This is a genomic window from Legionella drozanskii LLAP-1 (genome assembly GCF_001467585.1).
Classification (GTDB): Bacteria; Pseudomonadota; Gammaproteobacteria; order Legionellales; family Legionellaceae; genus Tatlockia; species Tatlockia drozanskii.
The window spans coordinates 727157-743867 of sequence record NZ_LNXY01000020.1 but is presented as its reverse complement, the minus strand read 5'-3'; the positions used below and the strand labels follow the sequence as shown (position 1 = coordinate 743867).

Sequence of the window (16711 nt, the reverse complement as noted above, 5' to 3'; positions counted from 1 at the left end):
AGCTTGTCATCATGAAACATAAAGCAATTTATCCAGGAACGTTTGATCCAGTGACCAATGGTCACATTGATATTATTACCCGCGCATCTAGACTATTTCCAGAAGTAGTCGTAGCTGTAGCAAGCAGCAGCGCAAAGCGCCCCTATTTATCTTTGGAAACTCGTATTGCCTTAATACAAGAGGCCGTTAGCTCATTAGCTGGCGTTTCAGTCATTGGGTTCGATACTTTATTAATTGATTTTGTTCATAAGCAAAAAGCAAGCATCATCTTGCGCGGTTTAAGGGCTGTTAATGACTTTGAGTATGAGTTTCAGTTAGCGGGCATGAATCGTAAATTAGCAAAAGAAATCGAAACCTTGTTTTTAACGCCCTCTGAGCATCTGATGTTTATCTCCTCAACACTAGTGAGGGAAATATCCTCTCTTGGTGGAGAGGTTTCGCAATTTGTTCCTCCAGCAGTCGTTCGTGCACTTGATCAAAGGAGAAAGCAAAATTTATGAACTTTACTCGCTTTCTATTTGTACTCATTATTTTTTTTGGGCTCAACACAATCTGTAGGGCTGACTATCCCTCCACACCACCAGCTTACTCTGTCGCTTCGGCTCATCCACTAGCAACTAATGCAGGATTAGAAATTTTAGCGGCTGGGGGAAATGCTTTTGATGCTGGAATCGCCGTATCTGCAGCACTTGCTGTCGTGGCACCTTATCATTCAGGTATAGGCGGTGGAGGATTTTGGTTATTGCATATTGAAAAAGAGAAAAAAAACGTTTTTATCGATGGACGTGAAACAGCTCCTCTTGCTGCCCATCAAAATATGTTTCTTGGAAAAGATGGAAACCCTGTTCCCGGATTATCATTAAACGGCGGATTGGCGGCGGCGATTCCCGGTGAGCCAGCAACATTTGCCTATGTTGCCCAGCATTATGGACGTCTTCCCTTAGCAAAATCCTTAGCGCCGGCTATTCGCTTGGCTGAGGAAGGTTTTACTATAGATAAGCAATTTAATTACTATTCTACCATGACTGATCGTCCTGAAATATTAAAGCGCTATCCGCACACTGCAACTATTTTTTTACATGAAGGTAGAGCTTACCAGATCGGTGAGCGCTTAAAACAACCCGATCTGGCCAACACTTTGAAAATAATAGCTGAAAAGGGCCATGACGGTTTTTATCGTGGTGAGATAGCTAATCGTCTTGTAAAAGGAGTAAGGGAAGCTGGAGGAATTTGGACTCTAGAGGATTTGGAGCGCTATCAAGTGAAGGAACGTGAGCCTTTACAAGGTGCTTTTCATAACATGCTAATCATCACTTCTCCACCTCCTTCGGCAGGTGGTGTGTCTTTAATAACCATGCTAAATATTTTAGCGGATTATCCTTTGCAGTCACTTACAAAAGTACAATGGGTCCACTACGTAGTTGAATCAATGCGACTTTCATTTTGGCAGCGTTCTAAATTTTTAGCGGATCCCGATTTCACTAAAATTCCATTGGTACATCTCCTCTCTGCTGAAAATGCAAAACAATTACGTCAATTAATTCCTGCAGACAAAGCTCTACCTAGCGAAGTGTTAAACGGCGGCGACAAAACAAATCTAGAAAGTAAAAATACCACCCAAATTGCTATCCTGGATAAAGAAGGAAATTGTGTTTCAGCGACAATGACAGTGAATTTTATTTTCGGTTCGAGCGTGGTTCCTGAGGGTACGGGTGTCTTATTGAATGATGAAATGGATGATTTCTCCACAAAAACAGGGGGGAGAAATGTCTACGGGATAGTCGGGAGCGATGTGAATCGCATTCAACCCGGCAAAAGGCCACTGTCTAGCATGACACCTACTTTTCTTGAGATGCCCGGTCGTTTGGCTATTGTGGGAACACCGGGGGGTAGTCGTATTCCTACCATGGTGTTACTTGCCGCTTTGGCTTTTCATGATTTCCACGGCGCAATCACGATGGTTTCAAGGATGCGTTTTCACCATCAATACTTACCTGATTGGATACAAGTTGAGCCAGAAACTTTTTCTCCTTCTTTACAAGCAGGGTTAAAGGCAATGGGATACAAATTAATGTTATTGAAACAGTATTATGGCAATATGCAAGCGATAACTTGGGACAAAGAAAACAATATCATTACTGCCGCTTCTGACCCAAGAAGTATTGGACTAGCGGCTACAATCTCTGAGCGGCAAGAGGGTTATGGTTTTAAATACTAATCTATCTTAGACTTTATGTTATAGCGAATTTCTGAGGATTAACCCTATGAGCCCCCGGTCTTTGCGGAGGGACGGGTTCTATCAGCAAGGTGTTGGGCTATTTCTCACCCACTAAATTCTTCATGGATTGATAGACTGCATGAACTAACATATTTCGAGTCTCAAAGGTATATTGAGAGGCATCAATCGGTTTACCGATATGAACTTCGGCCGTTTGATTAATATTAAATTGCGTGGTTCTAGCCGGAAGGATATCGTAAGCACCGCGAATACCAATAGGAATAATCGTCGCCTTTGCTGCAATTGCGGTAATAAAGCCGCCTTTTTTAAAGGGAGCGAGTTTGCCATCTTTAGAGCGTGTTCCTTCAGGAGCGATCCACATAATTATGCCACTTTCCAGAAGGTTGCGGACGGCTTCTAAATCTTTTACCGCTTTATGTCTATTTTGTCGGTCAATAAATGGAAATTCAGCTGCTGCCATTCCCTTGCCCATAATTGGGATCTTTGACAACTCTTTTTTGGCCAGCATACGGATAGAATGATTGGGGAATGCTTTGAAACTGATAGGAATATCGTAAAGACTACTGTGATTACACATGATAATCGTTGCTTTACCCGGCTCAGGTTCCACCTGATAAGGATTAATGATCTTACATTGTACCCCTACAAGATTGAGAATACGATTGGTCCAGCTTTGAATAGTTGAATCAACCCAAACACGATCCGTTTTACCAAAAAGCCATTTGACCACAGAGCGTCCACACGCATTGACAGTATAGAGGGCAGAAAGAATCATAATCCACTGTGTGCGGAGTTTGCTTATTTTCATAGTAATAATAATGGGCTAATAAATAATGGTTTGATAATACTGCAAGAGTTTAACCTTGCGAAGAGAAAGAGGAGGTTATTTATCTTTTAGATTGACAGTTAGGACAAAAAGCCGAACTACGACCGCCTAGCCTTATCGTTTGGATGGGAGTGCTGCATTGATAACAAGGTAGATTTTTGCGCCCATAAACTTGTAGTTGATTCACAAAATATCCTGGTTTACCATCAGCCGCATAGAAATCCCGCAACGTTGTACCCCCAACATCAATTGCTTGTTGCAACACTTGCTTAATAATGGGGACAAGTTTGTCAAAATCATGTTGGTTTAGTTTACCGGCCGGGGTTTGCGGATGGATCCCAGCTAAATATAAGCTTTCGCTGGCATAAATATTACCAACGCCGACAACGATATCGTTTCTCATAATAAACGCTTTGATGTTTTGATTTTTTCGCTGGGCACGGTTGAGTAAATACGCACTATTAAACTCTTCGGATAGTGGCTCTGGACCTAAATGGGCTAAAAGGGGATGGTGCTCAGGATTTTTCTCAATGTAAAGCCACAGTCCAAAACGACGAGGATCGTTATAGCGCAGGGTATGGCCATTATTTAAAAAAATATCAAGATGGTCATGTTTTCCGGGTGCTAGACCCTGCGAAACTATCCGCAGATGCCCAGACATGCCAAGGTGATTAAGTAAATAGCCTTCGGATAGTTGCAATAATAGGTATTTAGCCCGGCGGCGAATTGTTATTATTTCCTTTCCGACACAAAGTTTGTTTAACTCAGACGGAATCGCTAAACGCAATTGCCGCTGTCTAATAATAGTACCCATAATTGTTTGATTAAGCAGAAACGGACTAATACCGCGTCGGGTAATTTCTACTTCGGGTAATTCAGGCATTAGTCTTGATCGTTATGTTCAATAATTCGCCCTTTCTTTGTTTTAACAGGTGTTTTATTTCGTTTGTTTTGTGGAAAGAGAAGATTTTTGATTGCATATATTGCCCAGAGTACACCACCAATTAAGATTCCCCACATTAAGACATAGGAAAACATGATAAACAATCCAATTGAAAGGGCGATTACAATTCCTATTATCAGGAAAGGGATTAAATTACCTAACAAGCGTTCTATTTTGCCATTCATGCTTAGAATCCTAAAGGAACTGATCAGAGTCCTATTTATAGGTTATACTAAAATTATCGTTCACAAGTGAAATTGATGCAATGAGAATTGTGCATTTTGTGATATGATTAGGCTTCAGATAACTGATTGTAATAGTCTAAGATTAGATTGCAAATGGCTCGTTTACCCAATTTTAGTCTATTATCATCAAAGTCAACTCATTAATAGTGGAGTAGCTTATGATTTATGGTGTTCTAAACCTATCGGTATGGGGTTATGTGATAGCGACACTCGTGTTGACACAAATTACTATCGCTGGAGTGACTATCTACTTGCATCGCCATCAAACACATCGCGCTTTAACTTTACACCCTATCGTTAGCCATTTTTTTCGATTTTGGCTTTGGCTAACCACGGGTATGGTCACCGCCCAATGGGTAGCTATTCATCGCAAGCATCACGCAACCTGCGATGTTGAAGGCGACCCGCATAGTCCTAAAGTGTTGGGTTTGAAAAAAGTATTTTGGCAAGGTGCGGAGCTTTATAAGCAAGCTGCTCAAGATCAAGAAATGATTGAGAAGTATTCTCATGGTACACCTACAGATTGGGTGGAGCGTAATATCTACACTCGTCTTTCTTCCAAAGGCATTATATTAATGTTCATCATTAATCTTGTACTGTTTGGTCTTCCAGGTATAACCATTTGGGCGATTCAGATGATGTGGATTCCTATACACGCTGCCGGTGTAATTAACGGTGTGGGACATCATTTCGGTTATCGAAATTTTGAATGCCCAGATGCTGCGACCAATATTATCCCCTGGGGATTTTGGATCGGCGGTGAAGAATTACATAACAATCATCATACCTTTGCGTCTTCTGCTAAGTTTTCTGTGAAATGGTGGGAATTCGATATCGGTTGGTTCTATATTCGTTGCCTCTCCTTTTTGGGTCTTGCGAAAGTTAAAAAATTACCACCCAAATTGGCGCTTGACGCGGGTAAATTAAACATTGATCTCGACACAGTGAAAGCTGTCGTGAGTAATCGTTTCCAAATTATGTCTTATTACTATAATCGAGTTGTACGTCCTATTCTAAAACATGAGCGTTCAAGTACAGTGAATAAAGATGATAAGCGTCTATTCCAGCGCGCTGGGAGTTTATTACGTCGCCAAGATTCGTTGTTATCACCACGAGCGCAAACTCGTCTACAGGCATTATTAGAGCGTTATGAACAAATCCGTCTGGTTTACAACTATCGTCAGTCTTTACAAAACGTTTGGCTTAAAACGGCAAGTTCACAGAAAGAATTAGTGGAAGCTTTGCAGCAGTGGTGCAAGCAAGCTGAGGAATCTGGCTTAGAAGTCTTGCGGCAATTTGCTTTGCAAATGAGAGGTTTTGTACCGAAGCCTGTCAAAGTTTAAACCATCCCAATGAAGGTTGGGTCCTGGCCCAACCTGCTCAGTCCGGTAAAACCACAATTTTCAAATTTCGCTTAGTAAACGCCCTCAAAACAATTATTACTTCAATCATGAAATAACAGACTAAAATTAAGATTGACTTTAGTTTGGTTTTGCTTTGAAGTAATAGTAAACCAGTTACATTATGAGGAGAGTTATTTATGGAGCGAATGACAGCCGTTGTTACTGGAGGTACGGGCGGAATTGGTACTGCTATTTGTAAACGTCTTGCGGCGGAGTATCGAGTAGTAGCCTGTTATTTTAAGGATGGGAGGCATGAGGAAGCGAAGCGTTGGCAAGAAGCGCAAAAAGAAGAAGGATATGACATTGATATTGTTTATGCCGATATTTCAAAATTTGCCGATTGTGAAAAGCTGGCTGCCTTAGTGATGGAGCGTTATGGGCAGGTTGCAGTCCTAGTGAATAATGCTGGAATTACCGCTGATGTGAGTTTGAAAAAAATGACTCCTCTGCAATGGCAAGAAGTTATCGATGCTAATTTAAATTCAGTATTTAATATGACACGCAACATACTCCCTTCCATGTTAGAGAAAGGATACGGACGAATTATCAATATTTCCTCAATTAACGGTCGTAAAGGACAGTTTGGACAATGCAATTACGCTGCTTCGAAAGCAGCTCTCTACGGTTTCTCTAAAAGTCTAGCTCAAGAAGTAGCTTGCAAAGGCGTTACGGTCAATACGATTTCTCCCGGCTATATTGAAACTCCTATGTTAGCAGGCGTAAAAGAAGAAGTACTCAAAGGCATCATCGCAAATATTCCGGTTGGACGTTTAGGGCGACCTGAGGAAGTTGCTGAGGCAGTTGCTTTTCTTGCTGCAAGTGAAGCTGGTTTCATTACAGGGGCTAATTTAGACATTAACGGCGGACAGTACATGTGACCTAAGAGAGTAAATAATGGAAAAAAATAAGGTTGCACTCATTACTGGTGGTACTGGGGATATCGGTACTGCCATTGTGAAACAATTAGATCCGCTTTACGGCAAAGTGATTGCCCTTGATGTCATTGCTAGTGATAAAGCGTCGCTATGGCAGGCTGAACTCAACGAGCATGGTTATCATCAATCTTTATATCGGCGAATGGATGTCACCGATTTTGAGCAGTGCAAAGTGGTGATCGATAGTATTGTCCAAGAGTTCGGTCGTGTTGATGTATTAATTAACAATGCCGGTATCACGCGGGATGCTGTATTTAATAAAATGACTAAACAGCAATGGGATGATGTTTTGCGTGTGAATCTCGATGGCATGTTCAATGTCGCTCGACACGTGGTCGAATACATGCGTAATCAAGAAAGCGGTCGCATTATTAATATCTCATCGGTTAATGCGCAAAAGGGTCAATACTCGCAAGCGAATTATGCTGCATCCAAATCAGGTGTTTATGGATTCACAAAAAGCCTTGCTCAAGAGTTGATGGCAAAAAATATTACTGTCAATAGTATTTCTCCAGGATATGTGAATACCCGGTTGATGCAGGGAATTCGACCGGATATTTTACAATCCATCATCGACCTCATTCCTGCAAAACGACTAGCTGAGCCAGAAGAGATTGCCTGGGTAGTGGAGTTTTTGGTCAATGACAAAAGTCGTTACATCACTGGAGCTAATTTAAGTGTTAATGGTGGATTGCATATGTATTAAATTGGATAATGTGAAATCCACGGCAGCAACAGGTCATTAGGTTGCTGCCATTATTCAGCTACTTCGCCTAAGCGTGTCAGCTTGAGCCATGTGTGAGACTATAATGTCAAGACTAATTAAGAAATATAAAAATCGCAGGCTTTATGATACCGAGAAAAGCCAGTACATTACGGTCGAAGAATTGCAAACTTATGTCATTGATGGTCTTCCCTTTCGCGTAGAGGATTCAACTACTGGCAACGATATAACGACTGCTACGCTTCTACAAATTTTTGTGGAAATGGAAAGTGGGCCTACTCAGTTTTTAACTCATGAAATGTTACGTCAGCTAATTATTTTGTCGCATCATCCCATGAGCAAGTCATTTAAGAGCATGCTGGAACAAATGTTTTCGGGGATGGAAAAATCTTTAGGAAAAAATGTTTATCTCAATGATTATCAAAAAGCAGCAGACGACTGGAATCAACAAATGCAACAACTGATGAAGCAATGGCAAGGTTTTTTTAAACCCTGACCAAGATTTTTGCTGCAACGCAAAAAAATATTTTAAAACACTTGACAGTTGTACAATCCTAGTACTAATCTAATATTGTGCATTGCAACATTTGAGGAGATTAACATGAACCAGTCTTTTGAAAAGTGGAGTGAGATGGCCAAAAAATTGCAAGCCCCTTTTCAAGAAATCGCCGAGCTAAACGTGAGAACTTTGCAAGGTTTTAATTATTTAAAACCCGAAGAGTTAACTAATTTAAAAAAACCAGAACAATTATTAGAAAAACAAATAAGTTTAGCTGTTGAGAATGGCCATAAAGCATTGGACTATATGCAAAAGTCATTCGACATTTTAGAAAAAGCGGTGCTTTCATTCGTCCAAGAAGTTAAAAACAATACCGAAGTAAAACATTAATCTTACTTCCACAATCTAAGACTACCTAGGTAGTCTTTTTTTTAGGTGTTGGCTCCTTTAATCCAACTTATCTCCCAGTATTCAGGCATCTCCCTAAGCCATGCATGTTGCAGTGCAAAAAAAATTTGCTTAACTCCCTTGACACGTCGACCCACGAGTACTAATCTATTATTGTGCATTGCAACATTTGAGGAGATTAACATGAAACAACCATTTGAAAAATTGAACGATGTCGCTAAAAAAATCCAAGCCCCTTTTCAAGAGATCGCTGAGCTCAACGTTAGAACTTTACAAGGTTTTAATTATCTAAAACCAGAAGAACTAACAAGCCTAAAAAAACCTGAAGAATTATGGGAAAAACAAATCAACTTGGCTGTTGAAAATGCTCACAAGGCTTTAGATTATATGCAAAAGTCTTTTGAGATCGTTGAAAAAGCAATGCATTCTATTGTGCAAGAAGTAAAGCAAAATCCAGCCGAACACTAGGTTCTGTTGACATTTCACCTACCGCGTACGTGCCGCAGTCTGTCCGACGGCAGCCAGTAGATATAAATGATTGGCAACTGAGTTTGATTCAACATAAAAAGGCTACCTCGCAGTAGCCTTTTTATTAGTACTTAATCAATCCTTCCTAAATAACCAATAAAAGACGACTAAATTAATATTATTTAGACTTGCCGTTTGATCTCGTTGCTATGTAATTAGTATCATCGTGGCCGCCTTGTCCTACCCCATAAGTATGTCAAAGCAAGGCAGGAATTAGACTTGTCGGAGGGGTTGATAGTAAGTGTATTATCTCTTAATTCTTAATTCTTAATTCTTAATTCTTAATTCTTAATTCTTAATTCTTAATTGATAGAACTGTAAACCTGCTAGAGGTTTCATCATTGTATTGAAGGTTAAAACAATGCCATCCTACAATAACCATGCCTGTGTATTGCGGGCTTGCAGTCTATCAGGCTAAGCCGCCGTATTAACAGAGCTATTGCTCTGCGTCGAAATTTCTTTCTCAACTGCTGCAGTTTCGCCCTCCGGTTCGCTTGGCTCAGGAGGTTTTTTGTAAGTTTTATGAACATATTTTCCAGGAGCATTCATAAGCCCTTTATAGGGTAATTGAGCAAAACTAGGGGCATCAACAATTCTCCCCGATTCTTTTTCCAGCCATTTTAACCATTCAGGCCACCAAGAGCCTTGACGCTCTTTCGCTTTTTCTAGCCATTCGTCAGGTGTTTGTGTCGCACTTGTATTGTGATAGTAACCATATTTATCGTTGCTAGGAGGATTAACAATACCAGCGATATGCCCCGAGCCGCCCAACAAAAAGCGTTTCTTGCCACTCATGTGCTGGAAACCAAGATAAGTGGTTTTCCAGGGCGCGATATGATCTTTTTTAGTCGAAACGAAAAATGTAGGGATATCAATTTGTCTAACATCCAGAGGAACATGATTAAGACGGATTTTCCCCGGTTTAACCAAATCATTATGAAGATACATCCAGCGTAAATATTGAGAGTGCATCTTCGCTGGCATGTTGGTGACGTCGGCATTCCAAAATAAGATATCAAAAGGTACCGGGTTTTGCCCTTGCAGGTAGTTCTTAATGAAAAATGACCAGACTAGATCATTGGCACGTAAAGAATTAAAGGTACTGGCCATGAAGCGGCCATCTAAAAAGCCCTTGGAATGCATTTCTTCTTCAATACGCACAATCTGCTGTTCATCAATAAACACTGAAATATCGCCTGGATCACTAAAATCAATCATGGAAGCAAGAAAAGTTGCAGAACGTACCGGCTTTTCATGATGAGCTTTTTGATAAGCGAGCATACAGGCAAGCAGTGTTCCGCCAATGCAAAAACCCAGGGTATTTACTTGCTTCACATTAAGTTGTTCTTGCATGACTTTGATTGCTGCCATCGGGCCATCTTTTAAATAATCAAATAATCCTTTTTGGGCATAGCTTGCATCAGGATTAATCCAGGAAATGATGAATACCGTAATTCCTTGCTTAACCAGCCAACCAACTAGTGAATTATTTTCGCTCAAATCAAGAATATAGAACTTATTGATCCAGGGTGGAATCATTAATAAGGGAATCGATCTGACTTTCTCAGTTTGAGGCGTGTATTGAATCAGTTCCATCATCTCATTGCGGAAAACAACTTTGCCAGGTGTTGTGGCAAGATTTTTTCCGACTTTGAAGGCGTCGGTGTCGGTCATTTTGATGATTAGTCGCGAAGATCCTGCTTCCATGTCGGTGAGGAGATTTTGTAAGCCGCGTAATAAATTTTTACCATGACTTTGGACAGTTTCTGCCATCAATTGGGGATTAGTGTGCAAGAAGTTGGCAGGCGAGAGGGCATCCAAATACTGTTTGGTAAAAAATTGAACTCTTCTGGCCAGTTGTTTATCACCGTACTCAATATGCTCTAGCAAAGAATTCATGTGTTCACTGGCAAGCAAATAATGCTGACTCATGAAATTGAAAAAGGGATTATTGACCCATTCATCACCACTAAAACGTCGATCGGTAATAGGCATGGCTTTGCCTTCCATCCAATGATTCAATTGTTCCTGGGCGAGATTTAACGCGTCTTGCCAATAGGCGATTTGCATTTGCCATACTTGCTCGGGATTTTTTAAGATAACCGAAACCAGTAACTGGAAGTCTTTGGTTAAGTCCATGTATTGCTTCACAAGTTTCGATAATTGGGCGGGTTGCTGGCTAATTTCTTGTAAAATCCGCATGCTTTTTTCAGCAACTGAGCGCATGATTTCGCTAAGCTCGGTATCCTGGGTCATCCTAACTCCTGAAGGGCATAATTGATCTATTTTCACGTGATTTATACTCTTTCGTCAATTCTACTTATAACTTATAAATAGTGGGTGTGGAGTCTAAAAGCAACTTCTTATTTCTCAAATGAAAAAAAGTTTTACTCTTTTCCTATATTTTTTGTTTTTAATTTCCCAACAAATAGGAGTTTAATAAAGTATAATGGTCGTGTTTTTACCTGTCGGGAGTAATAAAGATGACTTATCGATTAAAAAGTGTGCGCCAATATGCGAGCAATATAGTAGGTTTAGCGAGACCCCTTGATGTAAAGGTGAGTGAAAAATGGTCTTATAAACAACACAAAGAGCAAGTTGATTTGTTTCTAGACGCTTTAAGGAAACAGGAAAATCAGGCTAATTTAATAAAATATGCACTGGCGGTGGAACATCTCGCAGCATTTCTTCACGCCAGGAACGAAAAATGTAGTTCAACTGAGAACGACGCTATTACCCAGTATGTGGATGTACTTAAAGTTACCTATAAAAAACTTAATCCTAATGGAAAGTTCTATGCTCCCAACCCAATTGGAAATCCTGTTCCACTTGGGCATGGTTTTGCTGATGGAACAAAAGCGGTAATGATCAACGCAAAACTTAAGGCAACAGCTCCTAAAAAGGGTGGAATAAGAGGTTTCCTGAATTTAGACTCTGATGATGAATTTTTACAAGAGGAAGTGGTTGGTGATTTCTTAGATAGCCCTGAGATAGGCAAATTAAAAGAGTATCTTGAGTATTTGAGGAATGATCCTCGAGATCACAGTTTCCTTTGTTGCGTTGATTTGAGAGTGAATAAGGTAAAACCATTAGAAGATTTAATTAAAAAATTGGAAGGCCAACAGACAAAGGAACAGCTTATAGAAGTATTGCAAGAATTTTATGCTGGTAAAAATAAAATTATCGAAAACGATCAGGGAACTTGGACTAAATCAGATTATGAGGTTTTGAATACCGGACAAGGCTGGTTTACGAGACTTTTTTCTCCGTTAGTACGCACAACCACTATAAGTTTAATCGATAATTTCGCAATATCACTCGGATTTGATCCCGAATTAACTCAAGCAATGAATCAAGAGTTAGGCATGCAGCATAATTAGACCACTTATTTTTGCAGGGACGCAAAAACTTCTCCTTTACCGGCTTTCTCAGCTATAATTCCCTCTTTTATTGTCTTAGCTCCTAATGCATCTAAAACAGTTAAAACTGGCAGGCTTTAAATCCTTTGTCGATCCGACCGTCGTCCCCTTCCCAAGTCAATTGGTGGCAGTGGTTGGTCCTAATGGTTGCGGGAAATCGAATATTATTGATGCAGTGCGCTGGGTGATGGGCGAGAGTTCGGCCAAAAATCTGCGCGGCGAATCGATGACGGATGTCATTTTCAATGGCTCTTCCCAACGTAAAGCCGTGGGGCAGGCTTCGATTGAATTAGTCTTCGATAATAGCTTAGGGCGTTTAACCGGCCAATATGCTAGTTATCAAGAAATTGCTGTTAAACGCTTGGTGACCCGCGATGGGGAATCCGCTTATTATCTCAACGGTAGTCGCTGCCGTCGTCGAGACATCACGGATATTTTTCTAGGAACGGGCGCCGGTGCCCGTGGTTACTCCATCATTGGTCAGGGAACTATTTCCCGCATCATTGAAGCAAGACCTGAAGAACTAAGAGCTTATTTTGAAGAAGCAGCCGGCGTCTCAAAATACAAAGAACGCCGACGTGAGACCCTATCGCGGATTGAACATACACGTGAAAACTTAGCGCGGGTCGCTGATATTCGTGATGAATTGGATAAACAATTACAACGCTTGGAGCGCCAAGCAAAAGCCGCTGAACGTTATAAGCAGCTCAAAACGGAAGAACGTTTATATAAAGCAGAAATTCAAGCTCTGAAATGGCAATCTTTAACCGAAGAGCAACAAAAAAAACAAGTCGACATCAAATCCTTATTGCTTGAATATGAAAAACATCAGGCAAATGCGACAGAAGCTTATCGTCAAAGCACGACCGTTCGTGAAACTTTTCATGAAAATAACGAAGCCTTCCAACAACAGCAAGCCCATTTTTATCAACTGGCGACCGATATTGCTCGTTTGGAAGAAAGCATTCAACAAAATCAACGCGAGAAACAGCGTTTAAAAATTGATCAACAGCAAATGCAGGTGGATTGGCAACAAGCAGACCATCAGCTGCAGCAGGATCAGAAAGCCTTAACAATCAGTGAGGGCTTGCTGGCTAAGTTGCAAAGCGAGCTCCACATCCAGCAAGAAGAATTCAAACTCAAACAGCAAGCATTGCAGGAAAAGCAAGCCGAGCAGAGTAGTTGGAATAGCAAAACTCAGCAGATCCAAGCCGTTTTGACTAAAAGCTTGGGTGAAATGCAAGTGGAACAAGTGCGGTTGCAACATCTCAACGAGCGTCGGCAGCAGATTTTATCGCGCTTAGAAAAAATTGCTGATGCATTAAAATTACTCGAACAAGATAATGACAGCGAGGCATTGAAAATACAGCAAAGGTCTTCATTGGATTTGCAAACCACCCTGCGCGCTGAAGAAGAAAAGCATCAGCAATTCCAAGAAACGGGTTTAACCTTGCGCGACAAATTGACCGAAACTGAAAAACTGCTGCATCAAGCCCAAGATAAAGTACATCGCCTCAATACCCAACAGGCCAGTTTGCTTGCCGCACAACAAACCGCTTTAGGCCGACATACAAACGCCCCGACTCAACTAGCCCAATGGGATGAAAAGCCGCGTTTAGTCGAAACCATTCAAGTCGAAAAAGATTGGCTCTTTGCTTGCGAGCTGATCTTAGGCGAAGGATTACAGGCCATTCTCCTTGATTCGTTTAACGACTTATGGCCTGAAATCAAGCAATTACAAGACAGGGCGGCTCTTTTTCTAACGCCGAGTCGAGCGACTGAAAACAAAATGAGCTATCCTCGCTTATCGGGGAAAATCATTGGATACAAGCCAAATTGGATTCACAATCTGGATAAGATTTATACTGCTTCCTCCTTGGAAGAGGCGCGCGACTGTCTAAGTCATCTCAATGCAGATGAGTCGGTAATCACTCCTGAAGGACATTGGTTAGGCCATGGATGGATTAAATTTCCAGGCAAACAAACCCAAGATGAACCCAGTTTATTGCTGCGTCAGGAACAATTAACTCAGCTCAAAGAGGCGCTCACTGTTGCTCAAGATGAATTAGGTGCTTTAAAAGATTTACGTGATCTATTACATAATCAGGTCAAAGAAAACGAAAAGCAGCTTGAAACGATAAAGCAAAGACTAGCAACAACGAGGGACAATTTACGCGCTTGTCAAGCTGAGATCAGTCATAAAGAACGCAGTCTACAGCAACTGCAACTGCGGAAAAATGCCTTAGAAGACGAAAGCGAAGAACTTCACCTCAATCTCGAAGATCTTATTATTCAACAGGAAAAAACGGAGCAATTGCTACAGAGAACGACTCAAGAGACAAAACAATATGAACAGGAACAGCAACATCTAAGGGAAGAGAAAACAGCGCTAGAAACCGCACTGCAAAGTTGCCAATTAGCCCTTGAAGACATTAGAGACGCTCTCCATCAAAGCCAATTACAAGCGGATCGCGAAAAACTCAAAATTCAACAATTAACTGATAATCTGAGACGTGAGCAAGCACGGTTGGTAACGTTAAATGAGCGCATGGAGGGGTTAGCAAACCGCTTAGTTGAACTCGATAAGCCCGATGCCTCCTTGAATGAATCCTTAAGCGAGAAAATTAACCAGCATGGGCAATTAGAAGCTGAATTAAGTTTGAGACGTGATGACCTAGGAAAATTGACCAACGAGTTGGAAGTTTTAGAGTCAAGGATGCGAGCAGAAGAAAAACAAGCCAAAATGGTCCAAGAAAAAATTCAGCAAGAGCAAATGCAAGAGCAGGCTTTAGCTGTTCGAGCCGGTGGAATCCTCGAATCCTTAGCGGAATTAGATGAACAAGTTGACCAAGTGCTTGCCGCAATTCCTGCCGATGTTAATCAAAATTTGCGTGAACAACAATTACAAGATATTGTTGATAAAATCAAACGCTTAGGTGCTATCAATTTAGCTGCTATAGAAGAATATGACAGTGAATTTCAGCGAAGGCAGCATTTAGATGAGCAATACAACGATTTGACCGAAGCGTTAGCAACATTAGATGCGGCCATTGAAAAAATGGATAAAGAAACTCATCAACGATTAAGAACGACGTTTGATGAGGTGAATATTGCTTTTCAGGCGCTTTTTCCACGTCTTTTTGGAGGAGGACGTGCCTTGTTAGAGCTAACTTGTGATAATCTGTTGGAAGCTGGTGTAGTGGTAATGGCACAGCCCCCGGGTAAGCGAAACAGTACCATTCACTTATTGTCGGGCGGGGAAAAAGCAATGACCGCTGTGGCTTTGGTTTTTGCGATTTTCCAATTGAATCCTTCGCCATTTTGTATGTTGGATGAAGTGGATGCTCCTTTGGATGATGCTAATGTCCGGCGTTTTTGTGATTTGGTAAAAGAAATGTCACAATTCGTGCAATTTCTGTTTATCACTCACAATAAGGTGACAATGGAGTTAGCAGAACATCTCATTGGAGTGACAATGCGGGAGCCGGGTGTTTCACGTATTGTTGCTGTAGATGTAGAGCAAGCCTTGGCAATGACCGAGACTTAAAATAAATTGGGAACAGGGTCTAAGTTCTCCCAATCTGGCAGACAAACTATATAGGAGTAAACATGCAGGCAAACTGGAGTCTTATCCTTAATGTTCTTTTACTCATTGGGGTTGTGATTACTATCGGTCGCTTGATGAAAGCAAGACGCCGCAGTTTAACTCCTGCAGGCTATCAACCTTCTTTAGGGCAAACTGAAAACAAGCATTTTGATGACATTATTGCTGTTCGAAAAGTCAATTCAGAAGCCGAGCCAGAAGATAACCATCTCGATGCACTTATGGCAAATACCAAAGCAAATCCTATTCCAAATAGGCTGGTTGAAGAAAACAATGATCCGATTCTTCATGCTGAAAAAGGCAAATCCGTAATGATGTTTTTACTAGCGAAAGAAAATCGCCAATTAGCAGGTTATGAATTGCTGCAAACCGTTCTTGCGGCGGGTTTGCGTTTTGGAGAAGGAAATTTATTTCACCGACATCAATATGCTAACGGTCAGGGACCTATCCTCTGTAGTTTAGCCGCAGCGACAGCCAGCGGAGTTTTCGATTTACAGAATATCGGTGCTTTTAGTGTCCGCGGACTTTGCTTATTTATGCAGTCTTCGGGTAATCCCTCTATCGATGCTGAGCGGTTAACAATCATGTACGAAACTGCAAAACAACTCCGAGACGGCTTAGATACTTATTTACTCGATGAGCAAAAAAAACCTTTAGTGGAAGCAAGTTTAGACCGATATAGGGATTTGCTAAATATTCGTGAGCATGAACCTGCTTAGTTGTTGGCAGGTAGTTAAAAATCCTCTCCATAACCCTCTTCCTTGAAGGGAGAGGGAGTAAAAATGTTACGAGAAACGACTAATTCCGGCTTGACCGGCAGAGGGCAGCACCTAGATAGCTCCAGCCAAGCTGAAGGATAACGAACGAAGAGCTTAACCCATGACAGTGCCCTCGAAAGACATCATCAATTACCTAAATTTCGCACGCGGGCGAAGGAC

Annotated in this window: 15 protein-coding genes; 11 read left to right on the top strand and 4 right to left on the bottom strand. The window is 41.2% G+C overall.

From position 1 onward, the window contains the following. Positions 1-11: 11 nt before the first annotated feature. Together coaD and ggt are read left to right on the top strand one after the other, a co-directional pair. A complete protein-coding gene (gene coaD, locus Ldro_RS07695; protein WP_131764234.1) occupies positions 12-500 on the top strand; it encodes a pantetheine-phosphate adenylyltransferase in 489 nt (162 codons plus the stop codon). After that, entirely contained in the window at positions 497-2218 is a 1722-nt protein-coding gene (ggt, locus tag Ldro_RS07690) for a gamma-glutamyltransferase (protein WP_058495815.1), read from the top strand. The genes coaD and ggt overlap by 4 nt, the downstream gene beginning before the upstream one ends. A 97-nt stretch (positions 2219-2315) precedes the next feature. On the opposite strand, the gene Ldro_RS07685 is transcribed toward ggt, so the two are convergent. The 3 genes from Ldro_RS07685 to Ldro_RS07675 form a co-directional block, all read right to left on the bottom strand. Further along, positions 2316-3047: a lysophospholipid acyltransferase family protein gene (locus Ldro_RS07685; protein ID WP_058495814.1), complete on the bottom strand. Its 732-nt coding sequence runs from the start codon at positions 3045-3047 to the stop codon at positions 2316-2318. 79 nt (positions 3048-3126) lie between these two features. After that, the gene (gene mutM / locus Ldro_RS07680; protein ID WP_058495813.1) at positions 3127-3948 is read right to left on the bottom strand and encodes a bifunctional DNA-formamidopyrimidine glycosylase/DNA-(apurinic or apyrimidinic site) lyase; all 822 of its coding nucleotides are present in this window, start codon (positions 3946-3948) and stop codon (positions 3127-3129) included. Further along, a complete protein-coding gene (locus Ldro_RS07675; RefSeq protein WP_058495812.1) occupies positions 3948-4193 on the bottom strand; it encodes a hypothetical protein in 246 nt (81 codons plus the stop codon). The genes mutM and Ldro_RS07675 overlap by 1 nt, the downstream gene beginning before the upstream one ends. Before the next feature lie 218 nt (positions 4194-4411). Here Ldro_RS07675 and Ldro_RS07670 point away from each other — a divergent pair, with 218 nt between their 5' ends. The 6 genes from Ldro_RS07670 to Ldro_RS07645 all read left to right on the top strand — a co-directional run bounded on the left by Ldro_RS07670 (position 4412) and on the right by Ldro_RS07645 (position 8690). Further along, complete coding sequence (locus Ldro_RS07670; RefSeq protein ID WP_058495811.1) at positions 4412-5596, top strand: DesA family fatty acid desaturase; 1185 nt, start codon at positions 4412-4414, stop codon at positions 5594-5596. 197 nt (positions 5597-5793) lie between these two features. Further along, on the top strand, positions 5794-6534 hold the full coding sequence (phbB, locus tag Ldro_RS07665; protein ID WP_058495810.1) for an acetoacetyl-CoA reductase: 741 nt from the start codon (positions 5794-5796) through the stop codon (positions 6532-6534). Between the two features lie 16 nt (positions 6535-6550). Continuing rightward, a complete protein-coding gene (gene phbB, locus Ldro_RS07660; protein ID WP_058495809.1) occupies positions 6551-7297 on the top strand; it encodes an acetoacetyl-CoA reductase in 747 nt (248 codons plus the stop codon). Between the two features lie 103 nt (positions 7298-7400). After that, positions 7401-7811 (top strand): polyhydroxyalkanoate synthesis regulator DNA-binding domain-containing protein, encoded by a 411-nt coding sequence (locus tag Ldro_RS07655; protein WP_058495808.1) that lies wholly within the window; start codon positions 7401-7403, stop codon positions 7809-7811. 105 nt (positions 7812-7916) lie between these two features. Next, positions 7917-8204, top strand: a complete 288-nt coding sequence (locus Ldro_RS07650; RefSeq protein WP_058495807.1) for a phasin family protein — start codon at positions 7917-7919, stop codon at positions 8202-8204. A gap of 201 nt (positions 8205-8405) precedes the next feature. Then, a complete protein-coding gene (locus tag Ldro_RS07645) occupies positions 8406-8690 on the top strand; it encodes a phasin family protein (protein ID WP_058495806.1) in 285 nt (94 codons plus the stop codon). Positions 8691-9164: 474 nt separating this feature from the next. Here the strand turns inward: Ldro_RS07645 and Ldro_RS07640 are convergent, their stop codons facing one another. After that, positions 9165-11006, bottom strand: a complete 1842-nt coding sequence (locus Ldro_RS07640; protein WP_083497915.1) for a PHA/PHB synthase family protein — start codon at positions 11004-11006, stop codon at positions 9165-9167. Between the two features lie 227 nt (positions 11007-11233). Between Ldro_RS07640 and Ldro_RS07635 the strand changes: the two genes are divergently transcribed. The 3 genes from Ldro_RS07635 to Ldro_RS07625 all read left to right on the top strand — a co-directional run bounded on the left by Ldro_RS07635 (position 11234) and on the right by Ldro_RS07625 (position 16492). Next, a complete protein-coding gene (locus Ldro_RS07635; protein ID WP_058495805.1) occupies positions 11234-12130 on the top strand; it encodes a hypothetical protein in 897 nt (298 codons plus the stop codon). Between the two features lie 85 nt (positions 12131-12215). Beyond that, positions 12216-15716, top strand: a complete 3501-nt coding sequence (smc, locus tag Ldro_RS07630; protein WP_058495804.1) for a chromosome segregation protein SMC — start codon at positions 12216-12218, stop codon at positions 15714-15716. Between the two features lie 62 nt (positions 15717-15778). Continuing rightward, positions 15779-16492 carry a cell division protein ZipA C-terminal FtsZ-binding domain-containing protein gene (locus Ldro_RS07625; protein WP_058495803.1) on the top strand — a complete coding sequence of 238 codons (714 nt, stop codon included), beginning with the start codon at positions 15779-15781 and terminating at the stop codon, positions 16490-16492. The last annotated feature ends 219 nt before the right edge of the window (positions 16493-16711 follow it).